General features: G+C 62.9%; 20 protein-coding genes. 4 read left to right on the forward strand and 16 right to left on the reverse strand.

Annotation, left to right across the window (positions count from 1 at the left end):
* The first annotated feature begins 279 nt into the window (after positions 1–279).
* Positions 280–2127, forward strand: a complete 1848-nt coding sequence (gene ilvD, locus HX866_RS31500; protein ID WP_177141087.1) for a dihydroxy-acid dehydratase — start codon at positions 280–282, stop codon at positions 2125–2127.
* Positions 2128–2201: 74 nt separating this feature from the next.
* Here the strand turns inward: ilvD and HX866_RS31505 are convergent, their stop codons facing one another.
* On the reverse strand, positions 2202–2783 hold the full coding sequence (locus HX866_RS31505; RefSeq protein ID WP_177141088.1) for a YopT-type cysteine protease domain-containing protein: 582 nt from the start codon (positions 2781–2783) through the stop codon (positions 2202–2204).
* Positions 2784–3057: 274 nt separating this feature from the next.
* Here HX866_RS31505 and HX866_RS31510 point away from each other — a divergent pair, with 274 nt between their 5' ends.
* On the forward strand, positions 3058–4449 hold the full coding sequence (locus HX866_RS31510) for an L-cystine transporter (RefSeq protein WP_177141089.1): 1392 nt from the start codon (positions 3058–3060) through the stop codon (positions 4447–4449).
* A 119-nt stretch (positions 4450–4568) separates the two neighbouring features.
* On the opposite strand, the gene HX866_RS31515 is transcribed toward HX866_RS31510, so the two are convergent.
* Entirely contained in the window at positions 4569–5081 is a 513-nt protein-coding gene (locus tag HX866_RS31515; RefSeq protein ID WP_177141090.1) for a dihydrofolate reductase, read from the reverse strand.
* A gap of 140 nt (positions 5082–5221) precedes the next feature.
* Here HX866_RS31515 and HX866_RS31520 point away from each other — a divergent pair, with 140 nt between their 5' ends.
* Positions 5222–6601, forward strand: a complete 1380-nt coding sequence (locus HX866_RS31520; protein WP_177141091.1) for a DUF2868 domain-containing protein — start codon at positions 5222–5224, stop codon at positions 6599–6601.
* Positions 6594–7967, forward strand: a complete 1374-nt coding sequence (locus HX866_RS31525) for a DUF3482 domain-containing protein (RefSeq protein ID WP_177141092.1) — start codon at positions 6594–6596, stop codon at positions 7965–7967. The genes HX866_RS31520 and HX866_RS31525 overlap by 8 nt, the downstream gene beginning before the upstream one ends.
* 10 nt (positions 7968–7977) lie before the next feature.
* On the opposite strand, the gene HX866_RS31530 is transcribed toward HX866_RS31525, so the two are convergent.
* The 14 genes from HX866_RS31530 to HX866_RS31595 form a co-directional block, all read right to left on the reverse strand.
* Positions 7978–8514, reverse strand: coding sequence for a hypothetical protein (locus tag HX866_RS31530; RefSeq protein ID WP_177098242.1), 537 nt, complete (start codon positions 8512–8514; stop codon positions 7978–7980).
* Between the two features lie 122 nt (positions 8515–8636).
* On the reverse strand, positions 8637–9206 hold the full coding sequence (locus HX866_RS31535) for a hypothetical protein (RefSeq protein ID WP_177098241.1): 570 nt from the start codon (positions 9204–9206) through the stop codon (positions 8637–8639).
* Between the two features lie 103 nt (positions 9207–9309).
* Entirely contained in the window at positions 9310–10713 is a 1404-nt protein-coding gene (locus HX866_RS31540; RefSeq protein ID WP_177098240.1) for an efflux transporter outer membrane subunit, read from the reverse strand.
* On the reverse strand, positions 10710–11720 hold the full coding sequence (locus tag HX866_RS31545; protein WP_177098239.1) for a hypothetical protein: 1011 nt from the start codon (positions 11718–11720) through the stop codon (positions 10710–10712). The genes HX866_RS31540 and HX866_RS31545 overlap by 4 nt, the downstream gene beginning before the upstream one ends.
* Complete coding sequence (locus HX866_RS31550) at positions 11717–13882, reverse strand: peptidase domain-containing ABC transporter (protein WP_177141093.1); 2166 nt, start codon at positions 13880–13882, stop codon at positions 11717–11719. The genes HX866_RS31545 and HX866_RS31550 overlap by 4 nt, the downstream gene beginning before the upstream one ends.
* Positions 13879–15150 (reverse strand): HlyD family secretion protein, encoded by a 1272-nt coding sequence (locus tag HX866_RS31555; RefSeq protein WP_177098237.1) that lies wholly within the window; start codon positions 15148–15150, stop codon positions 13879–13881. Before HX866_RS31555 ends, HX866_RS31550 begins: the two co-directional genes overlap by 4 nt.
* Before the next feature lie 203 nt (positions 15151–15353).
* Positions 15354–15506 carry a hypothetical protein gene (locus tag HX866_RS31560; RefSeq protein ID WP_164886265.1) on the reverse strand — a complete coding sequence of 51 codons (153 nt, stop codon included), beginning with the start codon at positions 15504–15506 and terminating at the stop codon, positions 15354–15356.
* Between the two features lie 206 nt (positions 15507–15712).
* On the reverse strand, positions 15713–16279 hold the full coding sequence (locus HX866_RS31565; protein ID WP_177098236.1) for a phosphonate degradation HD-domain oxygenase: 567 nt from the start codon (positions 16277–16279) through the stop codon (positions 15713–15715).
* Positions 16276–17412, reverse strand: coding sequence for a TIGR03364 family FAD-dependent oxidoreductase (locus tag HX866_RS31570; protein ID WP_177098235.1), 1137 nt, complete (start codon positions 17410–17412; stop codon positions 16276–16278). Before HX866_RS31570 ends, HX866_RS31565 begins: the two co-directional genes overlap by 4 nt.
* A 119-nt stretch (positions 17413–17531) precedes the next feature.
* Positions 17532–18554: a putative 2-aminoethylphosphonate ABC transporter substrate-binding protein gene (locus HX866_RS31575; protein ID WP_177098234.1), complete on the reverse strand. Its 1023-nt coding sequence runs from the start codon at positions 18552–18554 to the stop codon at positions 17532–17534.
* A 53-nt stretch (positions 18555–18607) separates the two neighbouring features.
* Positions 18608–20332 carry a putative 2-aminoethylphosphonate ABC transporter permease subunit gene (locus tag HX866_RS31580; RefSeq protein WP_177098233.1) on the reverse strand — a complete coding sequence of 575 codons (1725 nt, stop codon included), beginning with the start codon at positions 20330–20332 and terminating at the stop codon, positions 18608–18610.
* A 1-nt stretch (position 20333) separates the two neighbouring features.
* Positions 20334–21410: a putative 2-aminoethylphosphonate ABC transporter ATP-binding protein gene (locus HX866_RS31585; RefSeq protein WP_177098232.1), complete on the reverse strand. Its 1077-nt coding sequence runs from the start codon at positions 21408–21410 to the stop codon at positions 20334–20336.
* 103 nt (positions 21411–21513) lie between these two features.
* Positions 21514–22377, reverse strand: coding sequence for a LysR family transcriptional regulator (locus HX866_RS31590; protein WP_177098231.1), 864 nt, complete (start codon positions 22375–22377; stop codon positions 21514–21516).
* A 17-nt stretch (positions 22378–22394) separates the two neighbouring features.
* A complete protein-coding gene (locus HX866_RS31595; RefSeq protein WP_177141094.1) occupies positions 22395–24758 on the reverse strand; it encodes a heavy metal translocating P-type ATPase in 2364 nt (787 codons plus the stop codon).
* Between the last annotated feature and the right edge of the window lie 46 nt (positions 24759–24804).

Raw genomic sequence — 24804 nt, forward strand, 5'->3', positions numbered from 1 at the left:
GCTCGCTCCTACAGGGGAAGTAGCCGCCGATCGTCATCCCACACGCTTTGTCACCCCTGACACAACGCTTGTCGCCATTCCTTCCGCTCACGACCCGTGTAGAATCGAGCTATTCATCGCCAGTCATCCCCCGGCGGGTTTATGAGCTCAGGCTGAAGCGCACGGCGATCCCGTGGCGTTATCGGCAGCTTTCGGACACACGGCCATTTCTGAGTGTTCCCGAGGACAATAGAAGCTCACTCCCCACTTTGATACCTGATTAGCCGCCCGGAGTGCTCCATGCCTGATTACCGCTCGAAAACATCCACCCACGGTCGCAACATGGCCGGTGCCCGTGCCCTCTGGCGCGCCACGGGGATGAAAGACGCCGACTTCAAGAAACCGATCATCGCCGTCGCCAACTCCTTCACCCAATTCGTTCCCGGTCACGTCCACCTCAAGGACATGGGCCAACTGGTCGCCCGCGAGATCGAACGCGCCGGTGGCGTGGCCAAGGAATTCAACACCATCGCCGTGGATGACGGCATCGCCATGGGCCACGACGGCATGCTGTATTCGCTGCCGAGCCGCGAGATCATCGCCGACTCCGTCGAATACATGGTCAATGCCCACTGCGCCGACGCCATCGTCTGCATCTCCAACTGCGACAAGATCACCCCCGGCATGCTGATGGCCGCCCTGCGCCTGAACATCCCGGTGATCTTCGTGTCCGGCGGCCCGATGGAAGCCGGCAAGACCAAACTCGCCTCCCACGGCCTCGACCTGGTGGACGCCATGGTCATCGCCGCCGACTCCAGCGCCTCTGACGAGAAGGTTGCCGAGTACGAGCGCAGCGCGTGCCCGACCTGCGGTTCGTGCTCCGGCATGTTCACCGCCAACTCGATGAACTGCCTCACCGAAGCCCTGGGCCTGGCCCTGCCGGGCAACGGTTCGGCCCTGGCGACCCACTCCGACCGCGAGCAGCTGTTCCTGCAGGCCGGTCGTACCATCGTCGAGCTGTGCCAGCGTTACTACGGTGACAACGATGACTCGGTGTTGCCGCGCAACATTGCCAATATCAAGGCGTTCGAAAACGCCATGACCCTGGACATCGCCATGGGCGGTTCCACCAACACCATCCTGCACCTGCTGGCCGCCGCCCAGGAAGCCGAGATCGATTTCGACCTGCACGACATCGACCGCCTGTCCCGCCACGTGCCACAGCTGTGCAAAGTCGCACCGAACATCCAGAAGTACCACATGGAAGACGTGCACCGCGCCGGCGGGATCTTCAGCATCCTCGGCGAGCTGGCCCGTGGCGGCCTGCTGCACACCGAACTGCCGACCGTGCACAGCAGGACCCTGGCCGAAGGTATCGCCAAGTGGGACATCACCCAGACCAGCGATGAAGCGGTGCACACCTTCTTCAAGGCCGGCCCCGCCGGTATCCCGACCCAGACCGCGTTCAGCCAGTCGACCCGTTGGGAAACCCTGGATGACGACCGTGAAAACGGCTGCATCCGCAGTGTCGAGCATGCCTATTCGAAAGAAGGCGGCCTGGCCGTGCTGTACGGCAACATCGCCCTGGACGGCTGCGTGGTGAAAACCGCCGGCGTCGACGAGTCGATCCACGTGTTCGAAGGCAACGCGAAAATCTTCGAAAGCCAGGACAGCGCCGTACGCGGCATCCTCGCCGACGAAGTGCAGGCCGGCGACATCGTGATCATCCGTTACGAAGGTCCGAAAGGCGGCCCGGGCATGCAGGAAATGCTCTATCCGACCTCCTACCTGAAGTCCAAGGGCCTGGGCAAAGCCTGCGCCCTGCTGACCGACGGGCGTTTCTCCGGCGGTACCTCGGGCCTGTCCATCGGCCACGCTTCTCCGGAAGCGGCTGCGGGCGGCGCGATTGGCCTGGTTCAGGACGGCGACAAGGTGCTGATCGACATTCCGAATCGCTCGATCAACCTGTTGGTCAGTGATGAAGAGCTGGCGGCACGCCGTGCCGAGCAGGACAAGAAAGGCTGGAAGCCGGTGGAAGTGCGTCCACGCAAGGTGACCACGGCCTTGAAGGCCTACGCGTTGCTCGCCACCAGCGCCGATAAAGGCGCGGTACGCGACAAGGCGATGCTGGACAAGCTGGTGCCTTAAGCCACCCCGCACGCTAAAAAGCCCGGCGATAGTGCCGGGCTTTTTAGCGTCGTTTGTTCAGCCCCTCATCTACCTCACTGCAATCGAATGGCCACGACCGGCACCATTAAGTCGATGCCGTAAGCTTTCTGAATTTCGCGATCCTGAAAAAAAGCAGTGATAAACGAGCAAAGATTTTTTGCCGAGGCAAAGGTCGCTTGCCCGAAATTGGGATCAAAGAAGCGCATTTTCTGATCCGCTTCTTTGAACACCGCGCATGCATGTTTACCCGCGATCAGAATGAAGGCCCCTGGGGTATTCATCATGTAACCGGCGATTTGTAAATAGGGTGCAGGGCTGACGTTATATCCCGAGACTCGCCAGCCGGTGCTCAGGGCCGCCAACTCAACCCGCCGGGGAACCTGCGGCAAAATACCCTGCACATCATCCGGACTATCGATGATCGCCTGTAACTTGTCGGCGTACATCCAGGTCGCCTCTTCCTCCTTGGCGCTGCGAAATTCGACACCGTTTCGGCGCATGGCCAGATAGATCAGGCACAAGGCGTAGCAGACACCGTCTTTACTGCGTAGGTCATGGCGTTTTATATAATCGCCTTGTTTGAGCTTGCCACAAGTCCCTTCAAAACTTTTCGCATACCTTGCAAAAGCGCCCATCACCACTCCCAAATATAAAATTCAAAAGTGCGGTCCGCCCACCAACCATTCAGCAATCGACTGCAAGATAACCGCACCGCCAGGATTCTAGCGAGCTCGTAAAAACACTATCTATAAATTAACGCCCACCTGCATCCAAGCGCCACCGGCTTATTCCAAAAACACCAGTCGCCATTCCATATCGTTATTAAATCTATATATTTCAAGCTGTTAGGCTTACCGGTTCACAATTGCCGACCAGAGCAATTGGCACCTATCGTTTTTCGGAGCTTCAATGAATCTGCCGCTGATTCTCAACCTGCTGGTGTTCCTCGCCCTCCTGCTAGGCCTGGCCCAAACCCGTCGCACCACCTTCAGCCTGGCGAAAAAAGTGCTGCTCGCCCTGGCCCTGGGGGTGATCTTCGGTATCGCCCTGCACAGCCTCTATGGCGACGGCAACCCGGTGCTCAAGGCCTCCATCGGCTGGTTCGACCTGGTCGGCAATGGCTACGTGCAATTGCTGCAGATGATCGTGATCCCGCTGGTGTTCGCCTCGATCCTCAGCGCCGTGGCCCGCCTGCACAACGCCACGTCCCTGGGCAAGATCAGTTTCCTGACCATCGGTACGTTGCTGTTCACCACGGCCATCGCCGCGCTGATCGGTATCGGCCTGACCAACCTGTTTGGCCTCACGGCCCAAGGCCTGGTGGCCGGGACCCAGGAAATGGCCCGCCTGCAACTGATCCAGAGCGATTACGCGGGCAAGGTCGCCGACCTGAACGTGCCACAACTGCTGCTCTCGTTCATTCCACAGAACCCCTTTGCCGACCTGGCCCGGGCCAAGCCGACTTCGATCATCAGTGTGGTGATCTTTGCCGCGTTCATGGGCGTGGCCGCGCTGCAACTGCTCAAGGATGACGCCGAGAAGGGTCAGAAGGTGGTGAATGCCATCGATACCCTGCAAGCCTGGGTCACGCGGTTGGTGCGCCTGGTGATGAAACTCACGCCCTACGGCGTGCTGGCACTGATGACCAAGGTGGTCGCCGGTTCCAACCTGCAGGACATCATCAAGCTGGGCAGTTTCGTGGTGGTGTCGTACATCGGCCTGGGCTTGATGTTCGTGGTCCACGGGCTGCTGGTGTCGCTGGCCGGGATCAACCCGCTGCGCTTCTTCCGCAAGATCTGGCCGGTGCTGACCTTTGCCTTCACCAGCCGCTCCAGTGCGGCGAGCATTCCGCTGAGCATTGAAGCCCAGACCCGCCGGTTGGGGATTCCACAATCGATTGCCAGCTTTGCCGCCTCGTTCGGCGCGACCATCGGCCAGAACGGTTGTGCCGGGTTGTATCCGGCGATGCTGGCGGTGATGGTTGCGCCGACGGTGGGGATCAACCCGTTGGACCCGCTGTGGATTGCGACGCTGGTGGCGATTGTGACCTTGAGTTCAGCCGGGGTGGCCGGAGTCGGTGGCGGGGCGACGTTCGCCGCGCTGATCGTGCTGCCGGCAATGGGCTTGCCGGTCTCGCTGGTGGCGCTGCTGATTTCCGTGGAGCCACTGATCGACATGGGGCGCACGGCGTTGAACGTGAGTGGTTCGATCACTGCTGGGGCGATCACCAGCCAGGTTATGCAGCAGACTGACAAGGCTTTGTTGGAGGCTGATGAGCATGGGGAGTTGGCGCAGGCTTGAGTTGGGTAGCGCCTGATGGATTGCTATCGCGAGCAAGCTTGCTCCTACAAGATTTCGCGTCGCTCACAACATTTTGAGTCGACACGGAACCTGTAGGAGCAAGCCTGCTCGCGATGCTTTCAGGCTTTTTCCCACACCTCGAAACTGAACGCCGGCTTGCCATCCGCCGCCGGGTGCGGCTCATCCGACACCAACGCCCACAGGCTCTCATCGATCTGCGGAAACCAGGCATCGCCTTCCGGGCTCAGCGCCACGCGGGTCAGGTACAGCCGATCCGCCTGCTCCAAGCCCTGGGCATACAACTGCGCCCCGCCGATCAGCATCAGCTCGCTCGCGCCCTGCTCCAGCGCCCACTGTTCCGCGCGCACCAGCGCCGCCTCCAGCGACGGAAAAACCTCCGCGCCTTCCAGCTGCAGACCGGCCTGGCGACTGACCACCAGGTTCAACCGGCCCGGCAACGGCCGGCCCAGGGAATCCCAGGTCTTGCGCCCCATGATGATCGGCTTGCCGAGGGTCGTGGCCTTGAAATACTTGAAATCCGCCGGCAAATGCCAGGGCATGCTGTTGTCGACGCCGATCACGCGGTTTTCACCGAGGGCCGCAATCAGGCTTAAAGGGAGAGTTCTGTTCATGCCGCCGAGGATACCAGAGCCCATGGGCCGACTCGGACATACGCCGACAAAATTAACTCGCCCTGGCCACCACGGACAGCGGGATGCAGCTCCCCGCCACAGCGGTTATGCTTCCCACTCACTTGAGCCCAGGACGCCGCGTGACTGAACCGACTCCCCTGCACCGTCTCTGGCTGACCGAGACGGTGCGCCTGCGCGAAGAACAGGCAGGTCCGCTGGAAGACCTCGAAGCCAATCGCCGCGCCCGCGTCGCGGGGGGCGACCTGCCGACCCGCATCCAGCACCGCGCCCTCTGGCTGGCCGAACGCGATGGCCTGCTCACAGCGTTGCAACATTGGTTGCAAGGCGCCCGGCTGGCACTGCTGATCCTGGCCGTGGTGGTGATCGTCAGCGGCGCCGGCATGGCCTTCGCCGCCTTGGGCAACGGCCAGGCACCGGTCAATGTGTTCTGGGCCCTGGGCAGCCTGCTCGGCCTGAACCTGCTGTTGCTGCTGAGCTGGGCCCTGGGCCTGGCCTTTGCCGGTGAACACGCCGCCAGCTTCGGCCGCCTCTGGTTGTGGCTCAGCGAAAAACTCGCCCGCGATGCCCAGGCCGCGCAACTGGCGCCGGCCCTGTTGCTGATGTTGCAGCGCCGACACCTCAATCGCTGGGCCATCGGCACGCTGGTCCACGGCCTCTGGTTGCTGGCCATGCTCAGCGCTTTGCTCCTGCTGCTGCTGTTGATGTCGACCCGGCGCTACGGTTTTATCTGGGAAACCACCCTGCTGCGCGGCGACACCTTTGTCGCGGTGACCGAGGCCCTCGGCGCCCTGCCCGCCCTGTTCGGCTTCAGCCTGCCCGACCCCGAGATGATCCGCGCCAGCGGCAATAGCGCCCTGAACCTGGAAACCGCCCGACACGCCTGGGCCACCTGGCTGGTGGGGGTGCTGGTGGTCTACGGCGTGTTGCCGCGCCTGCTGCTCGGCGGATTCTGTCTCTGGCGCTGGCGGCTCGGCAGCCGCTCCCTGAGCCTGGACCTCAACCTGCCCGGCTACGCGCAACTGCGCGAGCGCCTGATGCCCAGCAGCGAACGCCTGGGGATCAGCGATGCGGCGCCCGACGCCCTGCACAACGCCGAGGCCGGGGCCACGGCCCTGGAAAGCGAGGGCGCCTTGCTGGTAGCCATCGAACTGGACAGCCAGCGCCCCTGGCCACCGACCTTGCCGAAGAGCGTCCGCGACGCCGGCATCCTCGACAGCCGCGAGTCGCGGCAAAAACTCCTCGAACAATTGACCCGCTTCCCGCCGGCGCGCCTGGCGATCGCCTGCGACCCACGGCGCTCGCCGGACCGTGGCAGCCTCGGACTGATCGCCGAACTGGCCCGCAGCGCCGCAGCCACCCGCGTCTGGCTGCTGCAAGCGCCCCCCGGCCAGGCGCTGGATGCCGATCGCCTCGGCGACTGGCACAACGCCCTGCAACAGTTGGAGCTACCCTTCGCCGACAGCGCCCCGCTGAACTGGCTGGAGACCGGCCATGACTAAAGCCCTGAAGCTGGCCGTGGTCGGCCACACCAATGTTGGCAAGACCTCGTTGCTGCGAACCCTCACCCGCGATGTCGGCTTCGGTGAAGTCTCCCACCGCCCCAGCACCACCCGGCACGTGGAAGGCGCACGGTTGTCGGTGGACGGCGAAGCACTGCTCGAACTCTACGACACCCCGGGGCTGGAAGACGCCATCGCCCTGCTCGACTACCTCGAACGCCTGGATCGCCCCGGCGAACGCCTCGACGGCCCGGCCCGGGTCGCGCGTTTTCTCGACGGCAGCGAAGCCCGCCAGCGCTTCGAACAGGAAGCCAAGGTGCTGCGCCAATTGCTGGCCTCGGACGCCGGTCTTTATGTGATCGACGCCCGCGAACCGGTGCTGGCCAAATACCGTGACGAACTGAGCGTACTCGCCAGTTGCGGCAAGCCGCTGTTACCGGTGCTCAACTTTGTCAGCAGTGCAGAACAACGCGAGCCGCAATGGCGTGAAGCCCTGGCCCGCCGGGGCTTGCATGCCTTGGTGCGGTTCGACAGCGTGGCCCCGCCAGAGGATGGTGAACGGCGGCTGTATGAAAGCCTGGCGCTGTTGCTGGAGGGCGCGCGGCCCCAGTTGGAGCGACTGGTCCTCGACCTGGAAGCACAGCGAGGGGCACGACGCCAAAGCGCCAACCGGTTGATCGCCGAACTGCTGATCGACTGTGGGGCCTGTCGGCGTAGTGTGATCAGCGCGGCCGACGCGCAAACCCGGGCCATCGACGAACTGCGCCAAGCCGTGCGCCGACGGGAGCAACGTTGTGTCGAGGCCTTGCTCAAGCTCTACGGGTTCCGCCCCGGCGACGCGGCGGCGGGTGATCTGCCATTGCTGGATGGACGCTGGGGTGATGATCTGTTCAACCCGGAAACCCTCAAGCAACTGGGCGTCAAGGTCGGCGGCGGGATTGCCGCGGGGGCAGCGGCGGGTGCCGGTATCGACCTGCTGGTGGGTGGCCTGACCCTCGGCGCGGCCGCCCTGGCCGGCGCCATTGCCGGTGGCGCCCTGCAAACCGCCCGCAGCTATGGCAGCCGCTTGCTGGGCAAACTCAAGGGACAACGGGAACTGACCGTCGATGACAACGTGCTGCGGCTGCTGGCGCTGCGCCAACGGCAACTGCTGCACGCCCTGGAAGCCCGTGGGCATGCGGCGATGGAAAGCATCAAGATGAGCCTGCCGGCGGATACCCACTGGCGTGAGGGCAAACTGCCCGAGGCCTTGCACAAGGCCCGGGCACATCCGCAATGGTCGTCGCTCAACCCCCAGGCCCGATTGAATCAGCCAGAACGCCAGGAGCAAATCGATCTGTTGCTGCAACGCCTGGCTGAAACCTGAAACAGCGCGGTCAGCTATACCATTTGAACTTCAGGAAAGTCCGCCCCATGTGCTTGATCCAGTCCTCTTCGGCCCGACTGAAAATGTCCTCGCCGTCGATATCAAAGTAAACCACCGAATCCAGGGTCCCATTATTGTCGGTGTCATGGGCCGAGGCCTTGTAGAGCAGGGTCTGGTTTCTCGGCGTCCCGGTCCCTTCATGAAGATGCAGCCTCACCACATTCGGTGACTTGTCGTGGTGATAGTTCTCGGCAAATACCTTGATATAGCGCTGCCAGCTTTTCCCCTGGTTAAACCAGCCGAACTTCAGGAATCCATTGGCAAAGGCCCGGAGCAGTTTTTCATCCTTGGCGTTGTCCTTGCCATCACGGTTGACGTCACCCCCGAACTGCAAGTCCGTGACCCCATCGGCGGTCATATCGACCGCCGCCGCCTTGAACACCAGTTTGTCGGGTTTGCCCGCCACTTCTTCATAAAAGCGCAGCAACACGGTATCGGCCCGGCCATTGCCGCTGCGATCCTGGGCGGTCATTCTCAAATAACGCATAAAAAACTCCTTTCCATGTGAGCCACCACCTTAGTGCAGCGAATCTTTCAGCCACCAGACCAGGATTCCTGAGCTTGTGTGCGAAACCGCGCTCTGTGCCGAGAGGCACGGTAACGCTCCGGTCAGGCATCAGACCGACATGAAGAGCGGGGTTTGGCACTCCAGGTGTCAAACTCCAGAAAACTCTTGATCAACCCCCGGATCAGTTCTTTGTCGGCTTTATTGGCAATGCCATTTCCATCAACGTCACCATTGGTAAAGGACTCAAAGACCCCGTCGTTATCACCGTCATACCCGGCGGCCCTGTAGACCAGCGTCTGTTCCCCCGAAACGGTGCAATCCTCATAAAACTCCAGCTTGACGACATTGGGAGAGTCATCATCCTGATAATTTTCGGCAAAAATCTTGAGATAACGCTGTTCATTGCCACCCGGGTTGAACCAGTTCACTTGCAGGAAAACATCCGTGAAGGCCTTCAACAGACGCTGGTCGCGAAGGGAAACGCGGCCGTCCTGGTTAATATCGCCGGCCATTCCGAAATCAAAACGGGCATCCCCCGTCTGATCCACCGCAACAGCCAGGGCCACCTGTTGGTCAGGCTGGCAGAGGATGTCCTTATAGAATTTGAGCAGTACGGTATTGGCCCTTCCGGTTAGACCAAGGTCCTGGCCAATGGCTTTCAAATAACGCATAACAACTCCTGTCGGTATCGGTAAAAGTTTCTTCAAACTAGTGCCACTATCGATCAGGTCTCAAGCCGACCCGTCCCAAATACCCGTCGGAAATCGAGACGAATCATGAAGCCTCTCGAACACCCCGTTCCTCGGACCAACCACCGCCCAGGCTCTTGTACAGGGCAATACGGTTGCTCACCTGCAACAATCGGGTCCTGATCAGTGCTTGTTGTGCCGTGCTCAGGCCGCGCTGGGCATCGAGCACTTCGAGGTAGCTGTTCAAGCCATCCTGATAGAGCAGTTGCGCCAGCTCGACGCGGCGCGATTCGTTCAGCACCAGCCGTTGCTGTGCATCGAGCTGCCGATTAAGTGGTTCGTTGGAAGCCAGGGCATCAGCCACTTCGCGAAAAGCCTGCTGGATCGAACGCTGGTACTCGACCACGGCAATCTCGCGTTGCACCTTCGACAGTTCAAGTTGCACAAACCGTCGCCCCATATCGAACAGCGGCAAGCTCACGGCCGGCGTAAAGGACCAGCCCTTGGCCTCTCCGGAGAACAGCTCACTCAACTGCGGGCTGCTGACGCCGAAGAAACCAGTCAGGGAAATGCTCGGCAGAAAGGCCGCCCGGGCGGCGCCGATATTGGCATTGAAGGCCTTGAGCCGGGCCTCGGCGGCGCGAATATCCGGGCGCCTGACCAACAGCTCGGAGGGCAGGCCAGGAGCAATCTCCGGCAACGCTGGCCCATCGATCCAGGTCCGGGAGGAAAACCGCGAAGGCTCAAGCGTCGTCCCCACCAGCAATTCCAGGCGGTTCAGGGCCAGCCCCTGTTGCCTGGCGGCATCAACCATCTCGGCCTCCAGGGTCAAGGCCAACGCATCGGCCTGGCGCAATTCCAGTTCGCTCGCCAGCCCCAGTTCCTGGCGGCGGCCGATCAAACGCTTCGACTCCCCCGCCCGCTCCAGCAACTGCCGGTTCTGCCGGTGCAACTCAAGATAGGCACGATGTTCGTAGTAGGCCGTCGCAACCTCGCCGACCAGGCTGATTTGCACGCTCCGGGCATCGTCTTCACGCGCCACCAGGCGCTGTCCGGCTTCAGCTTTCAAGGCCCGGACCCGGCCCCAGAGATCCAGTTCGAAAGCGGTGATCCCCAGCCTGAACTGCCCTTGCTCGTGGATCAACGCTTTGCCGGTGGGCGAATCCGCGGCGGAGGTTTTCTGGCGCTGCACCGAACCGTCGATGCCTCCGCCGGGCCATTGATCGGCAGCGGAAATGCCATACAGCGCACGAGCCTCGTCGATACGCAGGACGGCAACCTGCAGATCCAGGTTATGCAGCCGCGCCAGCTCGATCAGCCGTTGCAGCTCGGGATCGAGAAACACCTCCTGCCAGTCCGGTAACGGCGCGGCATCAGCCAGCGTAGCCGCGTCACGCCAGTGCTCGGCCACGGTTGGCGACGGCGGCTGATAGTCAGGGATGAACGAACACCCCGCCAACAGCAGGACCACCAGCAACAGTAACTTCATCCGACCCTCCGCCGTTGCAGCAGCCCCGGCAATCCCGAAGCCTTCTCGTCCGAAGTCTTTTGCCGCTGGTAGAAAGCCTCCAGCCGCGACAGGTAGAACCAGTGCTCCGGGGCCTCGCCAATAAACGACTCCAGCGCCCGCGCCCATTGCGCCTGCATCTGCGGCGCGGCGGCGCGGGTGATCCACTGGATCACATGCAGCTCACCGCAACCGCCCAGCCGGGCACGATGTCCCGCCAGCAGCACATCGCAGTTCATTTTCGCCGCCAGGAACATCGGTCCTTTGACGAATTGCGCGGCGCGCCCGAACAGGTGCCCGTCCACCGGCTCGCCGGAGCGCACCCCGCCGAAACTCACCGGCAGATCGGCAAAGATCAGCACCTGGTCGCCGCGCTTGATCGCCCGGGCAATCGCCAGCGCGGTTTTCGGAGCATTGCTGTCGAGAATATCCACGCGATGGCCGAAGCTTTCCAAGCTTTTGAGCGAACTCCGGGTCAGCGGATCGTTGAAGTTCCAGATCGGGATGATGAAACGCTTCGGCGCCGGGCAGCGCTCGATCAGGCAGGCCACCGCCATCCAGTATTCCCCCGTGTGGCTCAGCACGATAATCGTCGAGCGCACCCGCGTGCGCGGCCAGTGCTGCTGCGGATCGTGCCAGGTAATCGCGCGAATCCAGGCGCGCAAGCGTTCGGGATGATTGCGCGGGTAAAGCGCCTGGTAGATCGCGCACTGCAACTGGATGGCACTGTAGCGACAGGCCAGCAGGCGACAGGTGCCAGGCTCCAGTCCGAACAATTCGAGGTTCTGTCGGCAGGCGTTGTACTCCGGTCCGCGCCACGCGGACGGCAATCGCAGCAGCAGGCCCGGCAATAACGGCAAGCCACGATGGGCGATCTTCAATCGAAACAGCAATGCCAGCCCTTTGATCAGGCGCGCCCGCAACCTGGCCTTGAGGCGCATCCACAGCAACCAGCGACGGATCGGCCAGCCCGGACGAAACGGCGTCATCGCGGCGCACCGGTCAGCGGCCGCAAACGCCCCTGATGCATCACCAACACCGTGTCACAGGCCTGGGCCACGGCCTTGTCGTGGGTCACGATCACGCACAGCATGGGCAAGCGGCGCACGGTCTCGATAATCACATCACGGGCGCCGGGGTCCAGGTGCGAGGTCGGCTCATCAAGCAACAACAGCTCCGGACGTCGATACAGCGCCCGGGCGATCAGCAAGCGTTGCTTCTGCCCCGAGGACAATTGCACGCCCATGGGCCCGAGCAAGGTGTTGAAGCCGTTGCTGAGTTTCAGGATGCTCTCCAGCAACCCGGCCTGCTCGACACACGTCTGCAACCGGCTACCGTCCAGCGGGTCGCTGTCCATCAGGATGTTCTCGATCACGCTGCCGGCGATGATCTCGTCATGGGCCGTGACATAGGCCACGCTCTGGCGGTAGCGGCGCAAACCGAAGTGCCGCATCGCCAGGCCGTTGATCCTGAAACGCCCCGTGTCGAGGACATAAAACCCGGCGAGCACTTTCAGGAAGGTGCTCTTGCCACAACCCGAAGGGCCGAATATCGCGATGCGTCGACACGGGCCTTCCAGGCTGAAACTCAGGTCCTCGAAGGTGGGCCGGTCGAACGAGCTGTAGCGAAAACCCGCGCCTTCGATCTGGATCGAGTGCAGGGGCTGCTGCCCGCCAAGGGGATCGGCGCTGTACACGCTCGACTCAACCTGCTCGACCGGCTCATCGACGATTTCCTCGACCCGCTTGAGCTCGACCTTCACCAGTCGCAGGTTCATGTAGCTATCGACCACCTTCAGCGCACAGCCCATGAACATGTCCTTGTAGAGGACAAAGGCGAACAGATCGCCGACGCTGTTTTCGCCGTGGAGCACCGCCAGCGCACCCAGGGCGCTGACCAGCAGTGAATGGCCGTGGGACAAACCTTCGTGCACCACCTGATTCATCGCCTGCAAACGCTGGACGCCGGCGCGGGCCATTTCGGTGTCGGTGTGCTGGTTGCTCCAGTTCGCCAGCTTGGCCGCTTCATAGTTGTAGAGCTTCATCGATTCGACATTGCCCAGGGTGCCGAGCAAGGTCACGTTGCGCGCCGTCTCGGCTTCGATCGAGGTCTTGTGGTGTTTCTCCATCACCGGCAGGGTCACGCCGCGAAAGACAAAAAACAGCAGGCACAAGAGCAACGACAGGGCCGCCAGCTTGGCGTTGATCAAGGCCATCAACGCCAGGAACGCCACGCCGAAGGCCAGGTCGATGGCGATGTCCATCCAGCCGGCGGTGAACTGCACGAAGGCTTTGTCGGTGGCCTGGGTCCGCCGCAGGATATCGCCGGGCGCCCGGCGTTCGAAGTAACTCACCGGCAGACGCAGCAGCCAGGCGATCACCCCGGTGGACAGGTCCTGGCTCAGGGCGATGCGCAGGCGCATATCGAGGACCGCGCGCAACCAGGCGGCGAGGCTCTTGAACAGAAAGATCCCGCCAAACACATAAAGGATCAGAAACAGGAAATCCTCGTCGTTCTTCGCCACCACTTCATCGATGGTCAGGGAAAACAGCTTGGGCGCGGCGATGGCGCCGAAGTAGCCGACCACCGACAGCAAGCCCATGGGCACCAGGTAACGCAACAGCCAGGGGTTGTTACGCAGCACGCCGAGCGGGCCGAAGGTGCCGGGGGCCTGCCGATGGACCTGGGTGGTGAAGCCCAGCCCCGGCAGCATTTCCAGTGCCGCGCCGCTGAACATCGACAGCGCCTCCTCCCAGGTATAGAAGCGCCGTCCCACCGCCGGGTCGACGATATGCAGCCCCTGGCGGTTGGTGGATTGCAGCACGACGAAATGCATGTTGTTCCAGAACAGGATCGACGGCGCGCGCAGTTGCCGTACGTCATGCAGTTGCAGGCGCAGCGGGCGGCAGCTGAAGCCCAGCTCCTCGCTGACCTTGATCACCTGGAACAACGACATGCCGTCCCGCGCCACCCGGTAGCGCTGGCGCATTTCACGCAGGCTCAGGGCCTTGCCGTGATAACCGGCGACCATGGCAATCGAGGCCATGCCACATTCGGACATTTCGTCCTGGAGAATCACCGGGACCGTGCGTTGGAACAGCTGCCGCGAACGGGCCAAGGCCTCGCGCAGCGATTGCTTGAGGCGGCTCATGCCGACTTGTCCACAGGCGGCGCCAGCGTCGGCAGGTAGTCCGGATTGCCCGCCAGCCCACGGAGCACCGGCAGAAACAGCCACTCCATCAGGTTCAGGCGCTCCAGGCGCAGCGAGCCGCTGAGGGTCATGCCGTCCTTGAGCCAATCCTGGCGGATCCTGGTGCGCGGGTCGGAAAAATCGAGCGCCACCTCCGCTCGATAAGTCGGCCCCGGCTCCTCGCCAGCGGTGCTCGCACCGGGCGGCGCTTCAAGGTAGGTACTGGCGCTGCTGCGCACGATCCGTCCCTTGATCACACCATAACGTTCATAGGGAAACGCATCGACCCGCACGATGACCTCGGTGCCGGCGCTGGCGAAGCCGATGGCCGCCGGGCTGACATCGAGGACCACCACCGGCGCCTCGTGCAAGGCCCGGCTGATGCGCAGCAACATCATCGGCTGACCGCCCTGGGCCCGTGCGCCGGGAAATACCGAGACGGCATCGACCACCCCTTCGACGGGGGACAACAGGACATATTCCTGGCTCTTGTTGAGGTTTTCGAGGCGTTCGCGCAGGTCATGGCGTTGCCGGGCGAGATCGCTGAGACGGCTGGTGAGGGTGTGATCGGCCTCGCTGCCGCGCTGCTCCAGTTCGAGGATGCGCTGCTGTGCGCTGGCCTGGGCCAGATCGTTGTTCGCCAGGTCCTGGAGCACCGCTTCGTGTTTGACGATCACCTCGTTCAATGCCGCCACGGATACCGCGCCCTCTGCCGCCAGTCGTTCATGACGCTGGCGGTTTTCCTGGGCAATCGCCGCCCGCCGCTGGATCGAGCGCTTGATGGTGGCGGTGAGCTGCAGGTCCTTGTGCAACTGTTCGATCTGCAAGTGCAGGAGTTTTTTCTGGGTGGCGTGGGCCGAACGGGTTTGGCTTTCGTCGCCGGCGGCATCGTCCAACAGGCTGCCCAGGCGCTCGGCGCTTTGGGCGGAAAGGGGTTTGTCGCTGCCTTCGTTGAAGCTTTCCGGCTCCAGGGTGCGGATCCGCACCAGGGGCTGGTCCTTGTTCACCGAGTCACCGGCCGCGACCAGTACCTCGCGGATATGAGCCGGGCGTTCACTGGTGATGCGGACCACATCGCGGGTGAGGATGCGTCCCTGGACATCTTCTTTCTTCGCGTAGTTGCCGATAAACAGCAAGACCAGACCACCGGCAAAAAACAGGCAGACGAACCAGGCGAAGACCACGGGTGCCAGCGCCGCTCGCGGCGCGACCTTGCCCAATTCAAGCATAGGGGGAACTCATGCAGGGCAACCGACGCGACAGGGCTCGCGCCGATGAAGGAATACAGGCTTGAGGACAGGATGCACACGGCAGGGGCCGGCTTGCCGACGATGGGCCCGCAAGGTCTCGCGTTGCCCATCCGGACGCCATCGCCGGCAAGCCGGCTCCTGCACAATGGGCGATGTCTATCGCCCGGGCATCAAGTGCCTGATCAGCTGGCTTTGCTCAGGCCTTCGGAGATCCAGTCGACGGCTTTGTCGAGGATCGGACCGAATTCGGTGAAGAACCCGGAACCACGAACGTCCTGGGTCTCTTCAAGGGTCATTTCCTGAAGGGTGTTTTCTTGTTGGGTTGCTTCCAGCATAGGTGTAGACCTCGGCATTATTATTGGATGAAGACAGCATCGAGTCGTGCGGCGAGAGCAGCGTAAACTCGAACTTTCAGACAGTTCCGGAACGGCGTGCCGTGCTTGAACTGCGAGAGCCATCTTCGGCCAAGGTCGTATTTATTTATATCCGAATAGTCTCCGCAAGACGGCGCAAAGCCGTATGAACCTGTAGGAACCTGACCTTACAAACTCAGCAGCCGCGTCGCCTTGGTGCGCAACAGTTGCAGGTCGATCAGCGGCACCTCCTCGAGCTTGGCCTGCTCGTCCCAATGACGCATCCGCAGGCTCACGGCGCACAACGGGTCCTGCTCGAACAAGCGGGCTTGCTCTTCCGTCATGACCCCGCCCTGATACTCCAGGGTACGGCGACTCGCTTCGCTCAAGCACTCGTAGTACCCAGGCTCACGCAACGTCAGAAAACGCTTGGCCTGGACGTGATACTCCACCAGTCGCGCCAGCCGCTCGCTGAAGCCGGCCCGGCGCAAATAGTCAGCGCCGAGGCGCTCATGACTGACCACGCCATAACCGCCCATATCTCCCGTCAGCGGCTCCTCGGTCGGGCAGATATGCCCGATGTCGTGGAAGAACGCCGCCAGCACCACTTCGTCGTCGAAGCCCTCGGCCAACGCCCGTTGCGCGGCCTGGGACATATGCTCCAACTGGGATACCGGCTCACCGATGTAGTCGGCGTTGCCGAACTGCTGGTAGAGACCGAAGACCTCATCCAGCACCTGCTCGACGGGCTTCATGCCGACTCCCCCAGCAAGCGGGCGATATGACCTTCGGCGAGGGCCGGCCCGACGCTCATGCCCACCCCCGTATGCATCAGCGCAGCACTCAGTCCGGGGGCTACCGGCAGCAGCGAAAACGGCCCCGGTCCCCTGGAGCCATAGACCCCCTGCCAACGCTCCACCACCTGCACCTTGCAACCCAGGGTCTGCTCGGCCAGTTCCAGCATCCAGGTATCCACCTGTTCAGCGTTGAACGGCGACGCATCGCTGCCGTAGTGATGGGAGTCGCCGATGATCAGTTCGCCATAAGGGGTCGGGCTGATCAGCAGGTGGATGCCGTGTTCGTGCAGGTGCGGGGCTTCCCGCAGGATCTGCGCCTGGATCGCCGCCGCTTCCGGCAGGTCGGCAAAAGCGCCGTAGTGCACGCAACTCAGGCCGGTGAGCAGCGCGTGCTGCAGGTCCAATTCGACCGTGGGCCGGGCGCGGAGCATTTGCAGGCGGCAGATGCTTGGTTGCAGCTGGCTGATGGGTTCGGCCAGCAGCGTCTGATAATCGTGACCGGAACAGACAATGATCTGTTCGGCGTGGAAGGTCCCGGCAGTGCTGTACAAGCGGCCGGGCTCGACGTCGCGGACCAGGGTCGAGAAGTGGAAGGTCACGCCCAGTTCCCGTTGCAGGTACTCGATCAACGTCGGGATCGCTTCGCGCGAGTACAGTTGCTGGTCGTCAAGACCGTGCAGGACGGCGCGGTGATGGCTGAACTGGCCGCCGTAGAGGTCGTTCAACGCGGCGCCGCGCAGCAACTCGACCCGGTAGCCCTGTTCTTGGGCGCGCCCGGCGCAGAAGGCGTCGAGCAGCTGTTCTTCGGCTTCCGTGCGGGCGAACAGGTACGAGCCGTTGCGCTTGAGCGCGAAGCCCGCCTGCTGTGCCCATTGGGCCCAGATTTCACGGCTGGCGCGGGCCAGGTCGAACATTGGGCCCGGCGGTTGGCCGGTGACCAGGGCCTGGCCGAAGTTGCGCACCGAGGCCCCCAGAGGCGTGGCGCTGCGTTCGAAGACGCTGACCTTGAGGCCGCGTCGGGCGGCGGCATAGGCGTGGGACAGGCCCAGGATGCCGGCGCCGACAATGAGGATGTCGCTGTTATTGGTCATGGAGGGGTCCTGAGGGGAATGGCCGCTACGCGGATCGCGAGCAAGCTCGGCTCCTACAAGGGATCGCGGCCAGCCTTGAGTGACAGGCACAAAGGCTGCTCCGCGATCAGGCAACACACTTACTGCGGCAGCTTTTCCGACTTGCCGTCATAACGCTTGCGCCATTCGGTCAGGATCTCGTCGCGGTTCTTCGACGCCCAGGCAAAGTCGTTCTTGATCAGGCGCTGCTCGTAGTCCGCCGGCAATTCGGTCTGCGGCTTGGCAATGCCCGGCTGCGCCAGCACGGCGAAGTTTTCCTTGTAGAGTTCCATCGCCGCAGGACTGGCCGAGAAATCCGCCAGCTTCTTCGCCGCCTCTTCATGGGGCGTGCCCTTGATCACCGCCGTGGCTTCGATTTCCCAGCCCAGACCTTCCTTCGGCAAGATGATATCCAGCGGCGCCCCCTGGCGCTTCAGCTGCACCGCCGGGTATTCAAAGGAAATACCGATCGGGAACTCGCCCGACGCCGCCAGCTTGCACGGCTTGGAACCGGAGTGAACGTATTGGCCGATGTTCTGGTGCAGGTCATCCATGTACTTCCAGCCCTGCTTCTCGCCAAAGGTCTGCAACCAGGCGCTGACGTCGAGGAAACCGGTGCCGGACGAGGCCGGGTTCGGCATCACGATCTTGCCCTTGTACTCGGGCTTGGTCAGGTCCTGCCAGCTCACCGGCTTGGTCAGGTGCTGCTTCTCGGCTTCGACGGTGTTGAAGCAGATGGTCGCCGCCCACACGTCCATGCCGACCCAGGACGGCGGGTTCGCCGCGTCGCGATAGTTGCTGCCGATCTTGCCCAGGTCCTTGGGTGCGTAGCTTTGCAGCATGCCTTGCTGATCGAGAATCGCCAGGCTCGATGCCGCCAGGCCCCAGACCACGTCGGCCTGCGGACGCGCCTTCTCGGCCAGCAGCTTGGCGGTGATGATGCCGGTAGAATCACGCACCCATTTGATTTCCACGTCCGGGTTGGCCGCTTCGAACGCGTTCTTGTAGGCGGTCAACTGCTCGGATTCGAGGGCCGTGTACACGGTCAACTCGGTTTTCGCGGCAAAGGCATTCAGGCTGAAAGCAGTGAGGACAGCAGCGGCAAGAGCCAGGGGCTTGAACATGGTGCGGTTCCTTGTTGAGTGCGGTTGGGGTTGGGCAAAGGGTTGGCGCGGGATCAATGGCCGGGCTCGGTCTGCCGCCAGGCCTGGGAGCGGCGCAGTACGCCGCGCGAAGCCCAGGCCAGCAGCAGCGACACGGCCACCGAGGTGAACAGGATCAGGGTCGACATGGCGGCGGCACCGCCGACATTGCCGGCGTCGTCCATGTTCAGCACCGCCACCGCCGCGAGGATGGTGTCGGGGCTGTAGAGAAAGATCGCCGCCGACACCGTGGTCATCGCCGAGACGAACAGGTAGCGGACGATATCCAGCAACGCCGGCAGGCAGATCGGCAGTGTCACCCGCAGGTAATGCCGGTAGAGCGGCGCCTTGAGGGACAGGGCCGCGGCTTCGAATTCGTTGTCGAGCTGACGCAGCGCGGTGGTGGCGGTCATCTGCGCGGTGGTCAGGTAATGGGCGATGGTGCAGACCACCAGCAGGCTCATGGTCCCGTAGAACACATTCAGCGGGTTGCCGTTGAGGTTGAAGAAGAACACGTAGCCCAGGCCGAGGACCAAGCCCGGAACCGCCATCGGCACGAAACCGAGGATCCGCAGGGCCAGGTTCAGGCCGCGCTGGCTGCGGGTTTTCTCCATCAGGTAGGCCCCGGTGAAAATCAGCCCGCTGCCGATCAATGCCGTGCTCAAGGCCAGGGTCAGGCTGTTGCGGTAGGCCAGCCAGCCGCTGCCGGTGCTCGCATTAAAGGCGTAGTGACTGAGCGACAGCGACAGATTGTACGGCCAGAACTTCACCAGCGACGAGTACACCGCCATGCCGAACACCAGCAGCAGGGCCGCGCAGATCAACAGTACGATCACCAGGTAGCAGGCGTCGCGTCGCCATGACGGCACCGGTTTGAATACCTGGGCGCGTCCGCTCATGGCCTCGCCATGACGACGGCGCAGCCAGGCATCGACGGCAAAACTGAACAGTGCCGGCAGCAACAGGATCATGCCGATCAAAGCGCCTCGGCCGAACTGTTGCTGGCCGACCACCGCCTTGTAGGCTTCAAGCGCCAGCACCTGATAGTCGCCGCCAACCACCACGGGCACGCCGAAGTCGGTGATGGTCAGGGTGAAGACCAGGCAGAAGGCCGCGAACAGCGCCTGGCGGCTGGCCGGCCAGGTGATGCTGCGAAAGGCTTTCCAGGGGCTGGCGCCCATGCTTGAGGCCGCGTCGAACAGCCGCGCATCGGCCAGGGACAAGGCCGAGATCAGGATCATCAAGGCGTGGGGAAAGGTGTAGATGACCTCGCCGAGGACCATGCCCCAGAAACCGTAGATATTGTCTGACAGCAGGCCACGCAGCAGGCCCTGGTTACCGAACAGATAGACCAGTGCAATACCCGGCAACATCGACGGTGCCATCAATGGCAACAGGGACAAGGCCCGCCACAGCGTCTTGCCGGGGATCAGGGTCCGTTGCAGGGCGTAGGCAAACAGATAGGCCAGCGGTACGACGATCGCCGCGACACTGAGGGAAACTTTCAGGCTATTACCCAGCAGCCAGTGAAAGTTGTCGCTGTTCACCAGTTCCTTCGCGGCCAGCCAGCCACCGCCCTGCCCGGCTTCACTGCTGAAACCGCGCCAGAAGATCGCCAGCAGCGGCAGCAACACCGCCACGCCGAGGAGGCAAAGCCAGAGCAGCTTGCCACCGACCACGAACAGGCGGTCGCCGAGGCCAACGCGCGCGGTCTTCACGTGGGACTGTCGGGACAAGGCCAGGCTGATTGGCGCGGCCATCTCAGGCAAACACCTGGAGGCTGCGCGGCGGCAGCGCCACCCAGATATCCGGCGCACCGAGGCGCGGCATGTCCTGCGGGCCGACTTCGGCCAACAGCGCGTGACCGGGCAATTGATTGAGTTCGAAGCTCATACGGCAGCGGTTGCCGAGGAAGGTAATTTCCCGAACCCGGGCCGGGAACAGATTTTCCTCATGGACCGGCGGGTTGACGTTGATCGCTTCAGGACGGCAGAACAGTCGACCGGAGGCGGCGCGGGCGGTGCCATCGGCCAAACGCACATCCATCCCGCCGACCCGCGCATGACTGTCGCTGCTGCGCTGGAATGGCAACCAGTTGCCCTGGCCGACAAATTCGGCGACAAACGGCGTGGCCGGTTTGTCGTAGATTTCCTGGGGCGTGGCGTACTGCTCGACCTTGCCGTTGTTCATCACGGCAATGCGGTCGGCCATCAGCATGGCTTCGTCCTGGTTGTGGGTCACCATCAGCGTGGTCACGCCGAGGTTGCGTTGCAGCTGGCGCAGCTCGGTGCACAGATGCTCGCGGACCCGGGCGTCGAGGGCCGACATCGGTTCGTCGAGCAGCAACAGCGAAGGCGCCGGGGCCAGGGCACGGGCCAGGGCCACCCGTTGCTGCTGGCCGCCAGACAGTTGGCCGGGGTATTTCTTTTCGCTGCCGAGCAGCCCCACCAGTTCCAGCATCTGGCCGACACGCTTGCGGGTTTCCTCGCGGCCACTGCCGGTGAGACCGTAGGCGATATTCGCCTCGACTGTCAGATTCGGAAACAACGCGTAGGACTGGAACAGAATGCCGTAGTCACGGGCTTGCGGTGGCAGTTCGGAGACGTTGCGTTCGCCCAGGAACAGCTCGCCGTCGTCCTGACGCTCCAGGCCGGCGATGCAGCGCAGCAAGGTGGTCTTGCCGCAGCCGGAGGGGCCCAGCAGGCAGACCAACTCACCGGCGGCCACGTCCAGGGAGACGTTATCCAGCGCGGTGAAGGCGCCGAAGCGCTTGCGCACGCCACGGACCTTCATCGGGGCGCCGGGGTTGGCCAGGGCGTTGGCGATCGAGTTGTTCATGGACGGACCTCATCAAGCGGATGAGGGTCATGCTAGGGAGCGAATGCGTAGGCTATGTGGCAATAAGGCAAAAGCTGCCGATAGTGGTATTGGCAGATTTGGGTCAGACCGGCGCCATTTCCTGGGCCAGCCCCATGAATGCCGCCGGCAGGCGCGCGGCCTTGCGCTCCTTGAGGCAATACAGGTATTCGGGAATCTGCGGCGCATTCTCGATTGTCAGCACCCGCAATTGCGGGTCGTGGGGGACTTCCTGGCGGGCAATGATGCTGATGCCGATATTGCGCAGCACCGCCTCACGAATCGATTCACGGCTGCCGATTTCCAGCAGCGGGCCATAGCTGACCTGTGCATCGCGCAATAACGCTTCGGTCAGTTGCCGAGTGGTCGAGCCCGCCTCGCGCATCAGCAGACAATGCCCGGCCAACGCACTCAGCGGCACATGATCATGCACCGCCAAAGGATGGTTGCGATGCACCGCCAGCACCAGCGGATCGCTGCCCAGCACCCGGCGGATCAACCTCGGGTCCTCCAGCAACTGCGACGAGGCCGCCACATCGACCCGGTAATCCTCCAGCGCCTCCAGCACCTGCTGGGAGTTGCCGATCTCCACCGACACTTCCACCTGCGGCAAGCGCTCGCGAAAGGCCTTCACCAGATCGAGGATGTAGTAAGGCGCCGTCGCGGCAATCCGCAAGACACCCTGCACCTGCCCGGCATTGCGCAGGAAAAACTCGATATCGGCTTCCTGCTGCAACAACGTCTTGACCATCGGCAGCAAGCGCGCGCCGTCTTCACTGACGCTCAGCCGCCGACCACCGCGATAGAACAATTCGACCGAGTACTGGCTTTCCAGATGACGGATCTGGGTGGTTACCGTGGGCTGGCTGAGGCCGAGTTTTTTCGCCGCCAGGGTGATGCTGCCCAGGCGGGCGACCATGTAAAACGCCTTCAGCTCGGCACTCAGCACATCACCCTCTCATTCGTTTATTTGCGCAATAGGCGCAACCCATTGAACACCACCAGCAGGCTGACGCCCATATCGGCGAACACCGCCATCCACATGGTCGCCAGGCCGAGGAAAGTCACCGCCAGGAAGATCGCCTTGATCACCAGCGCCAAGGCGATATTTTGCCTGAGAATACCCGCGGTCTGGCGCGAAAGGCGAATGAAAGCCGGAATCTTGCGCAGATCGTCGTCCATCAAGGCGACATCGGCGGTCTCGATGGCGGTGTCGGTACCGGCGGCGGCCATGGCGAAACCGATCTCGGCGCGGGCCAGGGCCGGGGCGTCGTTGATGCCGTCACCGACCATGCCGACCTGATGGCCACGGGCGTAGAGCGCTTCGATGGCTTGCAGTTTATCGGTGGGCAGCAGGTCACCCCGCGCTTCGTCGATCCCGACCTGGGCGGCAATGGCCCGGGCGGTGTGGACATTGTCGCCGGTCAGCATCAGGGTCTTGATCCCCAGCGCATGCAACTCGGCGATCGCCTCCCGGCTGGAGGCCTTGACCGTATCGGCCACGGCGAACAACGCCAGCGGGCCGGAGGCATCGAGCAGCAGGACCACGGTCTTGCCTTGTTTTTCCAGGGCGAAGAGTTTTTCTTCCAGGGCCGCCGAGCAAAGACCGAGATCTTCCACCAGACGATGGTTGCCCAAGTGATAGGCGTTGCCGCCGACCTCACCGCGCACCCCGCGCCCGGCCAGGGCCTCGAAGGCCTCGACGTCGCGCAGCGTCCACTGTTTGTCCTTCGCATCCCGGGCAATCGCCAGGGACACCGGGTGATCGGAGCGTGCCGCCAGGCTGGCGGCGATCAGCGGCGCCGTCTCGAGGAACTGTGGATTGAGGGACAGATAGTCGGTCAGCACCGGCTTGCCGTGGGTGATGGTCCCGGTCTTGTCCAGGGCCAGGTAATCGAGCTTGTGCCCGCTTTCCAGATACACCCCGCCCTTGACCAGGATGCCCTTGCGAGCAGCCGCGGCCAGGCCGCTGACGATGGTCACCGGGGTCGAAATCACCAGTGCACACGGACAGGCGACCACCAGCAGTACCAGTGCCCGGTAGATCCAGTCGAACCACAGGCCGTTCATGAACAGTGGCGGCAGCACCGCCACGGCCAGGGCGAAGGCGAACACCGCCGGGGTGTAGATTTTCGCGAAGGTGTCGACGAACCGCTGGGTCGGTGCCCGCGCGCCCTGGGCCTGCTCGACGGCATGGATGATCCGCGCCAGGGTCGAATTGCCCGCGACGGCCGTTACCCGGTAGTCCAGCGAACCGGCCTGGTTGATGGTACCGGCGAAGACCTTGTCGCCAGGGTTCTTCTCGATCGGTAGGCTTTCACCGGTGATCGGTGCCTGATCGACACTGGAGCTGCCGTAGACCACTTCGCCGTCGAGGCCGATGCGCTCGCCGGGACGAACCCGTACCAAGGCGCCAAGCTCGATGCTTTTAACCTCCTGTTCGACCCATTCACCGTTGTCCTGGCGGACCGTGGCCTTTTCCGGGGTCATCTGCATCAGGCCGCTGATGGCGTTGCGCGCACGGTCCAGCGACTTGGCTTCGATCAATTCGGCAATGGTGAAGAGGAACATCACCATGGCCGCTTCCGGCCATTGGCCGATCAGCAGTGCGCCGGTCACGGCGATGCTCATCAGTGCGTTGATGTTCAGGTTGCGGTTCTTCAGGGCGATCCAGCCCTTTTTATAGGTGGTCAGGCCGCCGCTGAGAATGGAAACCAGCGCGACGATGGCGACCACCCAGGTCGGGGCCAGGCCGGTGAAGTGAATCACTTCGGCAGCCAACGCGCCGATACCGGACAGCGCCAGGGGCCACCAGGGTTTCTTCACCGGCGGCGAGCTTGGGGTTTCGGCGCCTGCGCCCTCGTCCAGCGGCTCGGCCTGCATGCCCAGGGACTTGATGGCCTCGACAATCGGCGTGGTCGAAGGCAGGTCATGGGTCACACCGAGGATCCGGTTGATCAGATTGAACTCAAGCTGCTGCACGCCGGCCAGCTTGCCGAGCTTGTTCTGGATCAGCGTCTGCTCGGTGGGGCAGTCCATGGCTTCGATGCGGAAACGGCTCAAGCGTGCGTCGGCACTGGTGGTCTCGCTGAGTTTGATCAGCGCGGGCGCTTCGGCGCTCGAACAGCAACTGTGGGCATGCCCGGCCGCTCCGTGGGAGTGGGAGGCCTTTACCGGCTTGAGGACATGGAAAGCCTGAGGCGCCGGCTTATCGGCAGGACCGTGGTCATGGCCGTGGTCATGCTTGTGGCCGTGATCGTGATCGTGATCGTGGCCAGCATGGGCGTGATCGCCGGCAGGTTTGTGAGAGGTGTGAATGGAGTCGCTCATGGGTGCGTCCCTGAAAGTGCTTGTTGCCAAGTGAACACCCTGTAGC

Origin of the sequence: Pseudomonas gingeri (assembly GCF_013386165.1) — a bacterium.
Classification (GTDB): domain Bacteria; phylum Pseudomonadota; class Gammaproteobacteria; order Pseudomonadales; family Pseudomonadaceae; genus Aquipseudomonas; species Aquipseudomonas gingeri_C.